The sequence below is a fragment of the Corynebacterium macginleyi genome, assembly GCF_003688935.1.
GTDB lineage: Bacteria > Actinomycetota > Actinomycetes > Mycobacteriales > Mycobacteriaceae > Corynebacterium > Corynebacterium macginleyi.
The window spans coordinates 293,727-309,545 of sequence record NZ_REGE01000002.1 but is presented as its reverse complement, the minus strand read 5'-3'; the positions used below and the strand labels follow the sequence as shown (position 1 = coordinate 309,545).

The 15,819-nt window shown below is 58.4% G+C and carries 13 protein-coding genes; 11 read left to right on the top strand and 2 right to left on the bottom strand.

What is annotated here, in order from left to right; all coding sequences use genetic code 11:
• Positions 1-49 precede the first annotated feature (49 nt).
• Positions 50-1,033 carry a prolipoprotein diacylglyceryl transferase gene (lgt, locus tag D9V82_RS03185; RefSeq protein WP_121910935.1) on the top strand — a complete coding sequence of 328 codons (984 nt, stop codon included), beginning with the start codon at positions 50-52 and terminating at the stop codon, positions 1,031-1,033.
• 121 nt (positions 1,034-1,154) lie between these two features.
• Complete coding sequence (gene pyk / locus D9V82_RS03180) at positions 1,155-2,573, top strand: pyruvate kinase (RefSeq protein ID WP_167449718.1); 1,419 nt, start codon at positions 1,155-1,157, stop codon at positions 2,571-2,573.
• 77 nt (positions 2,574-2,650) lie between these two features.
• On the opposite strand, the gene D9V82_RS03175 is transcribed toward pyk, so the two are convergent.
• Positions 2,651-3,859 carry an amidohydrolase gene (locus D9V82_RS03175; protein WP_411763245.1) on the bottom strand — a complete coding sequence of 403 codons (1,209 nt, stop codon included), beginning with the start codon at positions 3,857-3,859 and terminating at the stop codon, positions 2,651-2,653.
• A gap of 36 nt (positions 3,860-3,895) precedes the next feature.
• Here D9V82_RS03175 and D9V82_RS03170 point away from each other — a divergent pair, with 36 nt between their 5' ends.
• Complete coding sequence (locus tag D9V82_RS03170; RefSeq protein WP_121910932.1) at positions 3,896-4,294, top strand: hypothetical protein; 399 nt, start codon at positions 3,896-3,898, stop codon at positions 4,292-4,294.
• Here the strand turns inward: D9V82_RS03170 and D9V82_RS03165 are convergent.
• Positions 4,291-5,376, bottom strand: a complete 1,086-nt coding sequence (locus tag D9V82_RS03165) for a glycerate kinase family protein (RefSeq protein WP_121910931.1) — start codon at positions 5,374-5,376, stop codon at positions 4,291-4,293. The genes D9V82_RS03170 and D9V82_RS03165 overlap by 4 nt on opposite strands.
• A gap of 202 nt (positions 5,377-5,578) precedes the next feature.
• Here D9V82_RS03165 and gdhA point away from each other — a divergent pair, with 202 nt between their 5' ends.
• The 8 genes from gdhA to smc all read left to right on the top strand — a co-directional run bounded on the left by gdhA (position 5,579) and on the right by smc (position 15,807).
• Positions 5,579-6,925 carry an NADP-specific glutamate dehydrogenase gene (gdhA, locus tag D9V82_RS03160; RefSeq protein ID WP_121910930.1) on the top strand — a complete coding sequence of 449 codons (1,347 nt, stop codon included), beginning with the start codon at positions 5,579-5,581 and terminating at the stop codon, positions 6,923-6,925.
• Between the two features lie 225 nt (positions 6,926-7,150).
• A complete protein-coding gene (locus D9V82_RS03155) occupies positions 7,151-7,891 on the top strand; it encodes a DivIVA domain-containing protein (RefSeq protein WP_121910929.1) in 741 nt (246 codons plus the stop codon).
• Positions 7,892-8,258: 367 nt separating this feature from the next.
• Positions 8,259-8,801: a YceD family protein gene (locus tag D9V82_RS03150; protein WP_121910928.1), complete on the top strand. Its 543-nt coding sequence runs from the start codon at positions 8,259-8,261 to the stop codon at positions 8,799-8,801.
• Positions 8,798-9,568 (top strand): ribonuclease III, encoded by a 771-nt coding sequence (gene rnc / locus D9V82_RS03145; protein WP_121910927.1) that lies wholly within the window; start codon positions 8,798-8,800, stop codon positions 9,566-9,568. The genes D9V82_RS03150 and rnc overlap by 4 nt, the downstream gene beginning before the upstream one ends.
• A gap of 3 nt (positions 9,569-9,571) precedes the next feature.
• A complete protein-coding gene (mutM, locus tag D9V82_RS03140; protein WP_121910926.1) occupies positions 9,572-10,387 on the top strand; it encodes a bifunctional DNA-formamidopyrimidine glycosylase/DNA-(apurinic or apyrimidinic site) lyase in 816 nt (271 codons plus the stop codon).
• 53 nt (positions 10,388-10,440) lie between these two features.
• Positions 10,441-11,913: an alanine/glycine:cation symporter family protein gene (locus D9V82_RS03135; RefSeq protein ID WP_121910925.1), complete on the top strand. Its 1,473-nt coding sequence runs from the start codon at positions 10,441-10,443 to the stop codon at positions 11,911-11,913.
• Between the two features lie 48 nt (positions 11,914-11,961).
• Positions 11,962-12,240 (top strand): acylphosphatase, encoded by a 279-nt coding sequence (locus tag D9V82_RS03130; RefSeq protein ID WP_121910924.1) that lies wholly within the window; start codon positions 11,962-11,964, stop codon positions 12,238-12,240.
• Positions 12,241-12,297: 57 nt separating this feature from the next.
• Positions 12,298-15,807: a chromosome segregation protein SMC gene (gene smc / locus D9V82_RS03125; RefSeq protein WP_121910923.1), complete on the top strand. Its 3,510-nt coding sequence runs from the start codon at positions 12,298-12,300 to the stop codon at positions 15,805-15,807.
• Positions 15,808-15,819: the final 12 nt, after the last annotated feature.

Sequence of the window (15,819 nt, the reverse complement as noted above, 5' to 3'; positions counted from 1 at the left end):
ATTCACCCCAAACTAGCTGGCGGACATGCCGATAAGGCACACTAACTACGTGCATACTCATAATCTTGCAAATATCCCCTCGCCGCCGCAGGGCGTGGTGTGGCATCTCGGCTCCATTCCTATCCACGCGTATGCGTTGTGCATAATAGTCGGCATTCTCGTAGGCATGTGGATAACGCTGCGGCGATACACGGCCCGGGGCGGAAATCCTGATACCGTGTGGGATGCGACCATCGTCGTCATCCCCGCCGGTATCGTGGGCGGAAGGCTTTATCACGTCATCACGGACAATCAGAAATACTTCTGTGATACCTGTAGCCCAGTTGATGCCCTCAAGGTCACCAATGGCGGGCTTGGCATCTGGGGTGCGGTTGCCTTAAGTGCCGCGGCGCTGTGGGTAATGTTTCGGATCAAAAAGATCCCCTTTGCGCCTTTTGCGGACGCGGTTGCGCCTGGGCTCATTCTTGCCCAGGGCATTGGCCGGTTGGGTAACTGGTTCAACCAGGAACTCTACGGTCGGCCGACCGATGTTCCCTGGGCGTTGGATATTTACTACCGCGTCGATGAAGCAGGGGAGTACGCCCCAGTATCCGGGCAGTCTACCGGCGAGGTCATCGCCTCGGTGCACCCGACGTTCTTGTACGAGCTTATCTGGAACGTGCTGGTATGCCTGTTCCTCTTGTGGGCGCACAAAGCGTGGAAGCTGGGGCGCGGACGGGTATTCGCCCTTTATGTTGTGGGCTACACCCTGGGTCGCTTCTTCATTGAAGGCATGCGCTCAGACGAAGCCACCCATATTTTCGGCTTACGTGTGAACCTCATTGTCTCTGCCGTTGTATTTATTGCCGGCCTCCTCCTCTTTTTCTTGCTGGACAGACAGCGCAAGGGCCCAGAAACCCCCGCCGAAGTGGACCCGCGTTACTACCGCGAGCAGGCAGAGAGTTCTGCGGAAGATGGCGGCGACGAAGACAATCAACGCGCGGGAAACTCGCGGGTTAAAGCCGGCTCAGACACTGCTCGCAGCGGGAAATGACGGGTTATGTGTGATCGTGTCCGATCGCTGTAACTCAGGTATCAAAAAATTGTGGCCTGCCGGCGTACGAGGGAGTAGGTTGGGGGTTGTTCAATTTACCCGATGGAATAGGCCAATAATGCTGGATAGAAGAACCAAGATTGTCTGTACTCTCGGCCCCGCGGTTGCTAGCGGGGACGGAATTTTACGCCTTGTGGAAGACGGCATGAACGTCGCGCGCCTTAACATGTCGCATGGTGAGCATGCGGACCACGAAGCAAATTACAAGTGGGTTCGCGAAGCCACCGAAAAGACTGGCCGGAACGTAGGTATCTTGGCCGATCTCCAAGGCCCGAAGATCCGCCTCGGCCGCTTTAAAAACGGTAAAGAGCAGTGGGAGAACGGCGAAATTGTCCGCATCACCGTAGATGATGTAGAAGGCACCCACGACCGCGTATCCACCACCTACAAGGGCTTGGCACATGACGCCAAGCCCGGTGACCGGTTGCTTGTCGATGACGGCAAGGTCGCCGTTGTCTGCAAGGAAGTAGATGGCAATGACGTGGTATGCGAGGTCATCGAGGGTGGCCCAGTATCCAACAATAAGGGCGTGTCCCTGCCGGGCATGAGCATTTCGGTGCCAGCCCTGTCTGAGAAAGACATCGAGGACTTACGCTTTGCCCTAAAGCTCGGTGTGGACTACATCGCGCTGTCTTTCGTGCGGTCGCCTGCTGATGTCGACAGGGTCCACGAGATCATGGACGAGGAAGGCCGCCGCGTACCGGTCATCGCCAAGTTGGAAAAGCCCGAGGCGGTCGATGCCCTCGAGTCCATTATCTTGGCCTTTGATGCTGTGATGATTGCCCGCGGTGATTTGGGCGTTGAGGTCCCGTTGGAAGAGGTGCCACTGTTCCAGAAGCGCGCTATCCAGATTTGTCGCGAGAATGCGAAGCCGGTGATCGTGGCTACCCAGATGCTGGATTCCATGATTGAGAACTCCCGGCCTACCCGCGCGGAGGCCTCCGATGTGGCTAACGCCGTGCTTGACGGCGCCGATGCGGTAATGCTCTCTGGCGAGACTTCCGTGGGTGTGGATCCGCATAACGTGGTGCGGACCATGTCGCGCATCGTCAAGCGCTCTGAGACCGATGGCCAGGTCCCGCCACTGGCGCACGTCCCACGTACCAAGCGTGGCGTGATGTCCTATTCCGCCCGCGATATCGCAGAGCGCCTGAACGCCAAGGCCATTGTTGCCTTCACCTCCTCCGGTGATACCGCAAAGCGCGTTGCTCGCTTGCACTCTGACCTGCCACTTTTGGTCTTCACCCCGGACCAAGACGTGCGCGCCCAGCTCGCGCTGACCTGGGGCGCAGAGACCTTCTTGAGCCCCGATGTCAAGTCCACCGATGAGATGATGGAAGCCATCGATCAGTACTTGCTGGACTTGGACGAGTATGACGAGAATGACTTGGTCGTTGTCGTTGCAGGTACCCCTCCGGGAATCTCCGGCAATACCAACATGATTCAGTGCCACATCCTAGGAGAGACCATCAAGGATTAGCCCACTGAAAATCCGCCGCGTCTTCCTCCTTCATCACGAGAGCAGGGCCGCGGCGGATTTTTCATGCTACATCCGTATTAGGGTTGAGTGCCGAGGTATGCCAGCACTGCCGCATGGGCGGCCCGGGTAGAGGCCTTGACCGTGGGATCATAATCCGGCAAGAAGTTAGCCTGGTGATTGACAGGGGGATCTGCCAGTTCCGACTCGGGGGTGCACCCTACGTGCCAAAAGACGTACGGCACGCCCCAGGCCTGGGGCAGGTAACAAAAGTCCTCGGAGGCGGTCGAGGGGGAGGCGTCTACCGAAGCTTTCCCAAAAGTCGCCGTAAAGACCTCGGCAATGGGTGCATACGCTGCGGCGTCATTTACGGTGACCTCGCCGTGCGCGTAGTACTCAAATGTGGGGTCTTTTTTGCAGCCAGAGGCTACGCATTCGGCTTTCACCATGCGCTCCAGGGAAGCATAGACTTTCTCCGCCAGGGCTGGTTCATAAAAGCGGGTATTGAGCACGAGCTCGGCGGAATCCGGAATGATGTTGTTTTTATCGCCGGAATGCAGCTCGCCCACGGAGATGACGAAGAACTCGTGTGGGGCAACCTCGCGACCTACGATAGCTTGGAGGCGGGTTACGATCATCGCCGCAGTATAGGTTGGGTCGATGGAATTATGCGGCATAGAGGCATGGGCGGATTTGCCAAAGATGTGGATACGCAGGGAATCGCAGCCGGCCATGATGGGACCGGCAGTATGGCGGACGGTGCCGGCCCGGCCGGGCATGATGTGCTGGCCCAGGCAAATATCGGGGCGGGGTACGCGCGCGGTGAGGTTATCGGCGATCATGTATTTCGCTCCCATGGATGATTCCTCCGCCGGCTGGAATAGGGCAAGGAAGGTGCCGGACCAGGAGTCGCGGGAGGCATCGAGAAGCGCACAGGCGCCGAGGAGGGCCGTGGTGTGCATATCGTGCCCGCAGGCGTGCATGTAATCATTGGTCGAGGAATACTCCACGCCGGTGACTTCCTTGACCGGTAGGGCATCGAAATCAGCGCGCATGAGTGCGGTGGGGCCATCGCCGTTGCGAAAAATGGCCACCATGCCGTGCCCGCCAATATTTTCTTCGACTTCGCAATCAAACTCGGCCAACTTGGCGCGAATGCGTGCCGCGGTGCGTTCCTCCTTGTGGGAAAGCTCGGGGTGGCGGTGCAGATCTTCATAAAAATCCCGTTGCCACGTGAGGTCAGTGTTAGCAGAGTTGACGAGGGAAGCGATGTGTGTGGAATAAGACATAGTTTTCATCCCTTAAGTTAGGGTAGGGTCAGCTTTATGCCGACTATTCAATTTGATGTATTGGTTCCAGATGAGCAAGCGGACCGCGTGGAGGAAATTTTTGCTACTGCCACCGATAAGTTGGTAGCGGACGGATCGCTTACCTCCGCCGAGGTTACTCGCCCAGCCGATCCCCAGTTCCCTGAGGGTTTGGAGGAACAGCTGCAGCAAAATTACCGCGATGAGCATGAAGAGCGCGATTTGGAAGGCGCCCACGCCCACCGTTATAACATTGGGATCCAGGGGGCGACGGGGTCCGTGAATCAGCTGGCTATGGTTTTGTCGCGTCTGCTCACGCCGCACGCCGTATTGCCCAAGGACCATGTGCTGCTGGAGGATGAATTGGCGCATGAGCGCCCCGCCATCTTTCCGTGGACGGTTGAGATCCGCCCTTAGCCCAGCTGCTTGATAATGTCCCGGGCGGCCCTAGCCAGTTGCTCGGACATCCTACCGTCTTGGTCTAGCTCCGCGGTAAAGTGCTCGGTGTCCTGTTCGATTGTCCCGGCAATGATGCCGACGGGGGTATAGGACTCCGCCGCCAAGTCCGCCACGGTGCCGACGACTTTGCCGGTGAACGATTGCTCATCGAAGGCGCCTTCGCCGGTGATGACGAGGTCGGCCTGTGAAATGGCTTCCGCGAGGCCGAGGGCCTTCGCGACGTGGGCCCCACCAGAAACGACGCGGGCGTGCTCATCGGTGCCCCATAGGGTGCGCGAAAGCCAGGTAAGCCCGATGGGAATACCACCTGCGGCACCAGTGAATTCAGCCTCCGGATTTGTGCCGGTGACCTTGCACAATTGGAGAAGTGCCCCGGCGAGGAGGGCTATTTGTTCGCCTTCTGCGCCTTTTTGTGGCCCGTACATGGTTGCAGCCTGAATGGCCTTAGCCCGGGTATCGGCCAAGAGCGTGAAGTCGAGCATGGCCGCTTTAATATTTAGTTGCGCGGTATCGATGGAATCGAGCTGCACTAGCGGGGCACCGCCCTTGGGGAGGGCATAGCCGCGCTCATCGTGCCCGGCAGCGCCGAGGGCTGCAAGGATGCCCATCCCGCCGTCGATGCTGGCCGTACCGCCGAGTCCGAGCACGATGGAGGTGGCGCCGCGGGATTGAGCATCGGCAAGCAGCACGCCCGTGCCATAAGAGTCTGCGTGGAGTGGATCGAGAGCGTCGCGGACTGCGGGTAGGCCGGTGGCGGCGGCCACGTCAATAAAAGCTGTGTGCCCAGCGAGGAAATATTGCGCCTCGGTCAAGCGCCCCACCGCATCCGTTGTAGGAAGGGTAATAGTCTGGGTTTCTTGCCCACCCGCTGCGGCGGCTTGGGCCAGCACCTGGGCGGTGCCTTCGCCGCCATCTGCCATGGGCAAGGTCGTAACGCTGGCGGTGGGGTAGTGCTGGCGGATTCCGTTGGCGATTCCGGCTGCTGCTTTTGTGGCAGAAGCGGTACCTTTAAAGGAGTCTGGAGCGACAACAATATGCATGCCCGCGATTATAAAGCCCGCGACCCCGTACGCCGGTGTCCGGCTAGAAATACGAGCGTTCTACAGAAAATATTTTTCTTCATTGTTGCAGGTGAAAGCATATAGGTGGGGGAGTGAGGAATGATTGCACTTGCATTTTCGGTAGATTGATAGGAAACTTGTTCTTGCTAGTCAAACTCCACGAGAATGGGATGTACACACTATGTCTGTTGATAGCCAGATTTCTGAGTACTACGATAAGTTGCTCAAGCGTAACGCCGGCGAACCGGAATTCCATCAGGCGGTCTCCGAAGTGCTGGATTCGCTCAAGATCGTCCTGGATAAGGACCCTCACTACGCAGAATACGGTCTGGTTGAGCGCCTTTGCGAGCCGGAGCGCCAGCTTATCTTCCGCGTCCCTTGGGTTGATGACAACGGTGAGGTACAGGTCAACCGCGGCTTTCGTGTGCAGTTCAACTCCGCGCTCGGACCCTACAAGGGTGGCTTGCGTTTCCACCCCTCGGTAAACCTGGGCATTATTAAATTCCTGGGCTTCGAGCAGATCTTTAAGAACTCCCTGACCGGCCTGCCCATCGGCGGCGGTAAGGGCGGTTCCGACTTTGACCCGAAGGGCAAGTCTGATCAGGAAGTGATGCGCTTCTGCCAGTCCTTTATGACCGAGCTGCACCGCCACATTGGCGAGTACCGCGACGTTCCCGCCGGTGACATCGGCGTCGGCGGCCGCGAAATCGGCTTCCTCTTCGGTCAATACCGCCGCCTGACCACCCAGCACGAGTCCGGCGTGCTCACCGGTAAGGGCCTGACCTGGGGCGGCTCCTTGGTACGTACCGAGGCCACCGGTTTCGGTGCCGTCTACATCACCGAAGAAATGATGAAGACCCACGGAGAGTCCTTCGACGGTGCCAAGGTCATCGTGTCCGGCTCCGGTAATGTGGCCATCTACGCCGCCGCAAAGGCACAGGAACTGGGCGCTACCGTCGTCGCAATGTCTGATTCCTCTGGCTACATCACCACCCCGAATGGCGTGGACGTTGATCTGCTTCGAGATGTCAAGGAAGTTCGCCGCGAGCGCATCTCCACCTACGCTAAAGAAGCTGGCAACGGCGTGGAGTTCCACGAGGGCGGCAATATCTGGGATGTTCAGGCCGATGTTGCATTGCCGTGTGCAACCCAGAACGAGCTCGATGGTGAGTCCGCCAAGAAGCTCGTTGAGGGCGGAGTGCGCTACGTTGCCGAGGGTGCCAACATGCCGTCTACCCCGGATGCAGTACACGTATTCCAGGACTCCAAGATTGACTTTGCCCCCGGCAAGGCTGCCAATGCTGGTGGCGTAGCAACCTCCGCACTGGAGATGCAGCAAAACGCATCGCGTGATTCTTGGTCCTTCGAGTACACCGATGAGCGCCTGCGTGGCATCATGAGTAACATTTTCAAGAATATCGACAACACGGCCAAGGAATATGGCCGTGAAGGCGACTACGTGGCTGGCTCGAATATCGCCGGCTTCAAGAAGGTGGCTGATGCCATGCTGGCACAGGGCGTTATCTAAACTCCCTTAACCCACGGCTCCTCATTTTTCCGCACCTGCGGGGAAGTGGGGAGTTTCTGTAACTAATATGGCATCTTGGATTCTAGGGGTCGGTGCAACGATGACGGTTACAGGGGATTGGTACTAACGGCCCTGTGTCAGAGCTTTAGTCTTCGTTGCGCCGGCCTAAGCATCCAAGGCGCGCCCTCCACACAATGCTAAGTGCTGCGTTGTAGAATTCCCAGCATGTACCGTGTCTTTGAATCACTTGATGAATTAGTTCAGCATTTGGAGGAGGCTTCTGGCCTTCCCATGACCTCCAATTGCTTGGTCCCCCGCCATGAGATGCTGGCGCTTCTTGATGATCTGCGCAATGCGCTACCCGTAGAAATCGACGATGCGCAAGACGTTCTAGACAAGCAAGACGAGATTATCCGCGGCGCCGAAGAGCGTGCGGATAACACGATCAATGCGGCGTCTGCAGAGGCCAGCGACATGGTTAACCAGGCGCGCAAGGAGGCTGATGCTACGCTCGCGCAGGCAGAAGAACATGCCCAGCGGTTGGTGGCCGATGCCGAGGCGCGCGCTCAGTCCACCGTTGAGCAAGCTCGGGCAGATGCAGACCGTACCATTGCTCAGGCGAATGAGGAATACGAGCGCTCGGTGGTAGAGGGCCGCCAGGAACAAGAACGCTTGGTCTCCGAATCTGAAGTGGTGCGCCGCGCCAACGAAGAAGCTAACCGGATTGTGGAAACCGCCTACACCGAATCCAACCGGCTGCGCACGGAATGCGATGACTTTGTTGATAACAAGCTTAGTGAATTTGAAAGTTCCCTTAGTGGCCTACTGCGCACTGTAAACTCCGATCGTTCCGCCTTGCGCGGTGGGGCCGGCGTACGCTCGCGCGGCGGCGACTACCTGCCGCCTGCTGGTTCCTTGCGGTACGGCGAAGACGGCGGCTACGAGCGCCGTTATACCGAGCGCTAAGCGCTGAAGTTACAAGGCACGACGCTTAAAGGTCCTGCTGCACGGGTTTGGTTGCGAAAGATCGCGGCACCGTGCAGCAGGACTTTGTGTGTCTGTGGCGGGCGGCTAGACGAAGCTGCGCGAGTTGGGGTAGTGCGGCGTGGGTGATGATGAGGAAGCAGGCGATGGAGGGCCGCCCCAGAAATAACCAAGAAGGCCGCGGCCAAGTGGTAAGTCATGCCTTTGGGCTAAAGCCGCTGCGGCCTGCAGGAAAGGGAAAACCGGCAAGCCATAGCGCTTTATGCCCATATCTTCAGTTTCTTGCCAGAAAATGCGACAAACCAGCGACTACGCGGAGTTTACGAGGCAAGGTAGACTACCAACTGTTATGACATCTCCATTGAAGTTCGATGTGGGCAAATTATTAAACGCCCAAGGCGCTGACGCACTGCCGGAACAACGCACTCAGACGGGTCCTGCACCGGAAAGGATCGGCGTGGAAATGATTGCCATCCCCAAGGGTGAAGATCTCACTGTTGCCGCGACCCTGACACCCCTGGGATCAGGGGTATTAGTTGATGCGGAAATCTCGGGCGTTCTCACGGGTGAGTGTGCGCGCTGCCTAAAAGAGCTCCACCCACAGCTGGATTTGCATGTTACGCAGGTCTTCGCCGCCGATGAGTCCTTTGTCAGCGGCGATGAAGCCGATTCTGACGATGCCGGTTCGGGCGATGAGATCCCCGAAATCGAAGACGATGAGCTGGATCTGCTCCAGGCAGTCATCGATGAAGCCGGCTTAAGCCTTCCCTTTGCCCCCGTCTGTGAAGACGGTTGCGATATCCAGACCTCAGAGGGCGTGACAACCGGGATCTCCGGGGAAGAAGAGGAAAAGGTAGACCCGCGGTGGGCAGGTTTGGAGAAGTTCCTATGAGCCGCAAGAAGAAGCTAACCGGGCAAGAGGCGTGGGAGGCCGCATTTGCGGCGGTCGACCACAGCCCGCTTTTGAAATCGCTTGGCGTTGTCCTCGAGCCGGGCAACCTGCGGTTGGCGCTTACTCACCGTTCTTTTGCCAATGAAAACGGGCACCTGCCTAATAACGAGCGCCTTGAGTTCTTGGGGGATGCCGTTCTGGGGCTTTCGGTGGCCGCAAAGCTGTACGTGACGTATCCGTCGCGGCCCGAATCCGATATCTCTAAGATGCGGGCGTCCATTGTTTCGCGCTATGGGCTTTCCGATATCGCGCGCGAGATTAACCTGGGCCCACACATCTTACTGGGCAAGGGCGAACAATCTACCGGTGGACGAGATAAGGATTCTATCCTTGCAGATACCACCGAGGCGATTTTCGGCGCCATTTACCGCGAGCACGGCTTTGAAACTGCCCGCGATGTCATCCTGCGCCTATTCGCGGAAAAGATTGATAATGCCTCCGTCAGCGGGCGCCACTTGGATTGGAAGACCACCTTGCAAGAGCTGTGCGCCGAGTTGAAGGCGCCCATGCCGGTCTATTCGGCTACCGCTACCGGCCCAGAACACGATCAAACCTTCAGCGCGGTTGCCACCGTAGCCGGGCTGACCGTGGGGCATGGACAGGGCCACAATAAGAAATTAGCGGAACAGCAGGCTGCACAAGAGGCGTGCCAAACCCTGCGCGAGACCCCGTTGCTGGTGCAAGGGACCGCCCATAAAGAAGGCTAAGTAATGCCAGAATTACCCGAAGTGGAATCGGTGCGCCGTGGGGTGGAAACCTACGTCGTGGGTAAAGAGATTACGTCGGTAGATATTGCCCACCCGCGCGCGAACCGTGGCCAAGATGAACCGCTGGCAGGTCTTGTAGTGGGCAAGGAAATCGCCGCGGTGGCCCGCCGCGGTAAATTCATGTGGCTAGAATTCGTGGGGGAAGACCCGATGGATAGCCACCGCGACGTGCTTTTTATTCACCTAGGCATGTCGGGCCAACTGCGCATCGGCCCCACCGAATCCCCGCATCGCCGTGTCACGGTAGGGCTTAGCGATGGTACCGAGCTGCATTTCGTGGATCAGCGCACCTTCGGATACTGGTTGTATGCGCCGTGGTCCAAGATCTCGCATATCGGCCTAGATCCCCTAGAACCTGGTTTCGATATTGCCAGCGCCGGGCGCCGCCTGCGGCAGAAAAAAACCGCGGTAAAGACGGCGCTGCTGGATCAAACGCTGGTATCTGGTATCGGCAATATTTACGCCGATGAAGCGCTGTGGGCCGCGCGCATTTCACCGCGCAAGAAGGCATCGGCGCTGCGCCAAAAAGACGCCGTGGCGCTATTTAGTGCGGCACAGTCGGTGATGTCCGCCGCCCTCAAAGCGGGGGGAACGAGTTTTGATTCTTTGTATGTCAACGTCAATGGTGAATCCGGCTATTTTGCGCGCTCGCTTGCAGCCTATGGCCGTGCTGGCCAGGCCTGTTCCCGCTGCGGCACAGCCATTGAGCGCTGCATTATTGGGGGTCGCTCGAGCCATTACTGCCCCCGCTGCCAATAGGTCTTTACCTGTGAGGTTCACGTTGTGTACCTCCAGGCAGTAGATTAATCTGCATGGAATTTCTCGAAAATGTCGTCACGACATTTAACGATGGCGTGTGGACATACATTCTACCCTGGTTGCTCATTGGCGCAGGGCTGTTATTCGGTGTTCGCACTGCGGTGGTGCAGATTCGCAAGGTACCCGATATGCTGCGCGCTGTGGTCGAGCGGCCCAATCGCGGCGATGCGGAAGGCAGCGCAGGGAGCGGGGGTATCTCGGCTTTTAAGGCATTTACCATCTCTGCGGCCTCGCGCGTGGGTACCGGCAACGTGGCCGGTGTTGCGGTGGCAATTTCCGTCGGTGGACCTGGCGCCGTTTTCTGGATGTGGATTATAGCCCTTCTCGGCGGCGCGACCGCCTTCGTGGAATCCACTCTGGCGCAGCTATGGAAGGTCCGCAATGGTGATACGTACCGCGGCGGGCCGGCCTACTACATGAAGCGCGGCCTGGGCTGGGGCCCGCTCGGCGTTCTTTTCTCCATTGCCATCGTCTTTACCTTCGGCTTGGTCTATAACTCCTTTCAGACCAACGCCATCGCAGAGGCAGTGGCCTTTTCCTTCGGACGCGAAGACGATGCCACCTTTGGGTCCATAATCGGCATCCTCATCGCGATTGCTGCGGGCATCATCATTTTTGGTGGCGTCAAGCGCATTGCCAATATCACTCAGGTGGTCGTTCCGTTTATGGCCCTGGCGTACCTGCTCATCGGTGGCTTTGTGGTCATTACCAACTTTGACAAGATTCCGGGCATGCTGGGCGATATCATTGGTCACGCGCTCGGCTTTAAGGAAATCGCCGGCGCGGGAATCGGTACCGCGATGATGAAAGGCATCCAGCGCGGGCTGTTTTCTAACGAAGCAGGCGAGGGTTCTGCTCCTAACGCGGCGGCTACCGCCACCGTCTCTCACCCGGTCAAGCAGGGCCTGGTGCAGACCTTGGGCGTGTACTTCGACACCATCGTGGTGTGTACGATTACCGCCTTCCTGATCCTGCTTGGCCCGGAGATAGCCTACGGCGAAGAGGCCGAGGGCGTTTCGCTCACGCAGGCGGCATTGTCAGCCGAGGTTGGCCACTGGGGAATTCACTTCATCAGCTTCATTTTGTTCTTCCTCGCCTTTTCTTCCATCTTGGGCAATTACTACTTGGCAGAAGCCAACCTGGAATACCTCACCACCAATAAAACGGTGCTACACATCTTCCGCCTCGTAGTGCTGTTCTTCGTCTGGTTCGGCGCCGTCGGATCCTTGCCCTTGGTTTTCGCCTTGGCGGATACCGGTGCAGCGACGATGGTGCTCCTCAATATTATTGCTATTGTTCCGCTCTCGGGCGTAGCGATTCAGTTGCTCAAGAACTTCAATGAGCAGCGCAGTAAAGGCATCGATCCAGTATTTCACCGCGATATGCTTCCTGATGTGCCGGGCGTGGAGTGTTGGGACGGCTCCGATCCCGTTACCCGCCGCAGCGATGCGGACCACAAAATCTGACGCGAGCGCGGCAGGATTGATAGTTATTAAAGAGGAGGGTGCAGTCGCATGGAGAGAATGACGGCCTTCGTGCACGGCAACGTACAAGGGGTGGGATTTCGCTGGTGGACGCGGTCGCGCGCACTGGAATTAGGCCTTTCTGGGCATGCGACCAACCTGGTAGACGGCCGCGTGCAAGTTGTTGCCGAGGGGACTTACACGGAGTGCGAGAAGCTCTTGAAACTGTTGAAAGAGCAACCGAGCACCACTCGCCGTCCCGGCAGTGTCGATCTGGTGGTTGAGCAGTGGGCGGCCGCGAAGGGCGAAAGTGGCTTCGTTGAGCGTTAAGAGCCAACCCAGTGTTGGCTGCAGCTTGTGTCCTAACGGCTTGCTACACTATCCCAAATGCACCTGAAATCGCTGACGCTCAAAGGATTTAAGTCATTCGCGTCGGCGACGTCTCTCAAATTTGAGCCGGGCATCTGCGCCGTCGTGGGCCCCAATGGTTCCGGTAAATCCAACGTGGTCGATGCCCTCGCGTGGGTCATGGGAGAGGCCAGCGCCAAAACCCTGCGCGGCGGCAAGATGCAGGACGTCATTTTCGCCGGGGCAGGCGACCGCAAGCAATTGGGCCGAGCTGAGGTCACGCTGACCATCGATAACTCGGATGGCGCATTGCCCATCGAGTACTCCGAGGTCTCTGTTACCCGCCGCATGTTCCGCGACGGGGCAAGTGAATACGAAATCAACGGGGCGAAGGCCCGGTTGATGGATATCCAGGAGCTGCTTTCTGATTCCGGTATTGGCCGAGAGATGCACATTATTGTGGGGCAGGGAAAACTATCTGAAATCCTGGAATCGCGTCCAGAGGATCGCCGCTCCTATATCGAAGAGGCTGCGGGTGTTTTGAAACACCGCCGCCGAAAAGAAAAAGCCCAGCGCAAACTCACCGGCATGCAAGCCAATGTGGACCGCCTCCAGGATTTGACCGATGAGCTGGGAAAACAGCTCAAGCCCTTGGCGCGGCAGGCAGAAGCTGCCCAGCGCGCGGCAACAGTGCAGGCAGATGTCCGCGATGCTCGCCTGCGCTTGGCAGGTGACCGGATCGTCGGTTTGCGCCAGAAACTCACTGATGCCGAAAGGACCGCGACGGCGTTAACCACCCAGGTGGAAGAGACTACGGCGCACCTTGAAACGGCGATTGAGCACCAAACGGGGCTAGAGATCCAGCTAGAGGAGATTAACCCGCAGGCAGAAGCCGCCCAAAAGCTGTGGTTTGATCTTTCAACTTTGTCCGAGCGCATCGCGGCGACCCAACGGATCGCAGAGGAGCGAGCGGACAATGCCGGGGCCCAGGTCACCTATGCCGGCCACGATCCGGATGACCTCGAGGCCAAGGCGGCACGTGCGGATGAGGAGCAAGAAGAGCTTCAGGTAGCGGCAGAAGAAGCTGCGGAGAAGCTGGAAAGCATTCGTGAGGAGGTAGCGCAACGCCGGCAAGCGTTCGAAGCCGCAGAGCACGAACATATGGCGCAGGTGCGTGCCATTGCAGACCGCCGCGAGGGCGTTGTGCGCCTTTTTGCTGCCGAGGAAAAGGCGGCGGGGCAGGTGGCTAGCGCGGAAGAGGAATTAGCGCGGCAAGAAGAGGCCGTGGCCGCGCTGCAACGACGCACCCAGAATGCGCGGGCAGAGGCCGCTGAGGTTGCGCAGAGGTTGGATAATTATGCCGCGGAGCGCCAGCTCTTGGAGGAAGCGCATGTGCGGGCTGCCAGCGAGTCCAGTGCGGCCGATAAGCGCTTGGATCAGCTCCGTGATACTCAACGCGAGCGCGAGCGCAATGTCTACACGCTGCGGTCCCGCATCGATACGCTCTCCCAGACTATCCCTGAGTCGATCGAGGTAGGAGAAGAATTCCAGCCATTAGCCGCGTACATTTCTACGACCTATGAGTCAGCGGTTACGGCCGTCTTGGGTACCTTTGCAGAAGCGCAGGCGGGACAGTTGACCGAGGGATTGATTGCGGAGTTAGAGAAGGGTCCGCGCTCGGCGTTGCTGGATGCGGCAACTACAGCGCCTGTGAGGTCGTGGCGCGTCGATGCTGATTTGCCGCCGCAGGCCTCCTGGCTGCTCGATCACGTCACAGTCCAACCTGCGGTTTCGGCCGCATTACACCGGCTGCTTGCTGATGTCGTCCTAGTCCCCGATATAGCTTTCGGGCGGCATCTTGTCTCCGATGATCCGCGACTGCGCGCTGTGACCACTTCCGGCGTCGTCATCGGCGAAGGCTGGGTCGAGGTCGGCATTGGGTCCTCGTCTACCGTGGAGATCACCGCCCGCATAGCGGAGGCCGAAGAGGAGTTAGAGCAGGCCAATCAAGCCCTGCACGAGCTGTCTGGCCCCCTTGCGGGGGCAAAGATCGCTGCCGAAGATGCCCGTGTAACAGCCGCGTCTGCTAAGGCAGCGCTGCGGGAGCACGATACCGAAGTCGATGCATGGAAGCGCGATCACCATCGGCTGCGGAAGCAGTACGAGGCTAATAAGACGGAGTTGGAAAAAACTGTGCAGCGCGCAACCGAGATCGAGGTGCGTTTGCAGAAGGCTCACCAGGAGCTTGCCGATGCCCACGATAGGCTCGCCCGCGTCGACGCCGACGATCAACCAGACGAGCCCTCCTCCGCAGACAGGGATGCCGCCTCAGCCGCGTTGGAAGAAATAAAATCCATGGAAATGGAGGCCCACGTTGCCGCCCGCGCGGCGCAAGAGCGCGTGGGCCAAGTTGCCGGTAAAGCCGATAACTTGCGGCGTCAGGCTCAACACGAACGTCAGGCAAAAGCCCGTCATGAACAAGCCATGGCCCGCCGCAAGGCACAGGGCCAATTGGCCGCTGCGGTGGCACGGCATGCACGGGATTTAGCCGCGCGGGCGAACCAACTGTTAAGACGCGCCACTTTCGAACGCGATGAGTTTTTGCACGATCGTGACTCCTTAAAATCCCAATTGCAGCAGGCCAAGCAGGTAGTATCAGCCGCACGTCACAATAGCGACCGACTGACCACGCGGGCGCATGAAGCAGAACTGGCTCGCTCGCGGGCGCAGGTGCGTCTGGATGAAGCGGAGGCAAAGATTGGTGATCAGCTGGGCATCGCTATTGCTGATCTGTTGCGGGATTTCACCCCGGGAGAAGATTTCGATCGCAGTGCGGAAAAGTCGCGGCTACAGCAGGCGGAAAAAGATTTGAGCTCGCTGGGCAAGGTCAATCCATTGGCCTTGGAAGAATATAAGGCGTTAGAAGAGCGATACAGCTACCTGTCTACGCAGCTCGATGACGTCATCCAAGCCCGCCGGGATCTCGCCGGAGTTATCGCGGATGTGGATAAACAGATCCTGCAGCTCTTTACCGATGCCTGGCGGGATGTAGAGGCGGAATTTCCCCAGGTATTCACCACCCTCTTCCCGGGTGGGGAGGGCCGACTAATTCTTACTGACCCAGAGGACATGCTCACCACCGGCATCGAGGTCGAAGCTCGGCCGCCAGGCAAGAAAGTCAAGCGCTTGTCGCTGCTTTCCGGCGGTGAGAAATCCCTGACCGCGCTGGCCATGCTGGTGGCTATCTTCCGCGCGCGCCCCAGCCCGTTTTATGTCATGGATGAGGTAGAGGCAGCACTTGATGATGTGAATCTGCGCCGACTCATCGCCTTATTCGAGGAGTTGCGGAAGGATTCCCAGCTCATTGTCATCACGCACCAAAAGCCCACCATGGATGTAGCCAATGTGCTCTATGGCGTGACCATGCGCGGCGATGGCATTACCCGGGTCATTTCCCAGCGCATGAATCCAGCTGGACTCGCGCCGGGGGCGCAGCAGGCAAGCCAGGATGCGACTCGGCTTGGGGTTGATGCGCCGAAAATCAGTTGATGCGCCGCAGTG

Excerpts from the sequence above, each read along its gene's own strand:
- D9V82_RS03175 (WP_411763245.1), bottom strand. The coding sequence starts at position 3,859 with ATGTCTTATTCCACACACATCGCTTCCCTCGTCAACTCTGCTAACACT.
- D9V82_RS03170 (WP_121910932.1), top strand. The coding sequence starts at position 3,896 with ATGCCGACTATTCAATTTGATGTATTGGTTCCAGATGAGCAAGCGGAC.
- D9V82_RS03165 (WP_121910931.1), bottom strand. The coding sequence starts at position 5,376 with ATGCATATTGTTGTCGCTCCAGACTCCTTTAAAGGTACCGCTTCTGCC.
- gdhA (WP_121910930.1), top strand. The coding sequence starts at position 5,579 with ATGTCTGTTGATAGCCAGATTTCTGAGTACTACGATAAGTTGCTCAAG.
- D9V82_RS03155 (WP_121910929.1), top strand. The coding sequence starts at position 7,151 with ATGTACCGTGTCTTTGAATCACTTGATGAATTAGTTCAGCATTTGGAG.
- D9V82_RS03150 (WP_121910928.1), top strand. The coding sequence starts at position 8,259 with ATGACATCTCCATTGAAGTTCGATGTGGGCAAATTATTAAACGCCCAA.
- rnc (WP_121910927.1), top strand. The coding sequence starts at position 8,798 with ATGAGCCGCAAGAAGAAGCTAACCGGGCAAGAGGCGTGGGAGGCCGCA.
- mutM (WP_121910926.1), top strand. The coding sequence starts at position 9,572 with ATGCCAGAATTACCCGAAGTGGAATCGGTGCGCCGTGGGGTGGAAACC.
- D9V82_RS03135 (WP_121910925.1), top strand. The coding sequence starts at position 10,441 with ATGGAATTTCTCGAAAATGTCGTCACGACATTTAACGATGGCGTGTGG.
- D9V82_RS03130 (WP_121910924.1), top strand. The coding sequence starts at position 11,962 with ATGGAGAGAATGACGGCCTTCGTGCACGGCAACGTACAAGGGGTGGGA.
- smc (WP_121910923.1), top strand. The coding sequence starts at position 12,298 with ATGCACCTGAAATCGCTGACGCTCAAAGGATTTAAGTCATTCGCGTCG.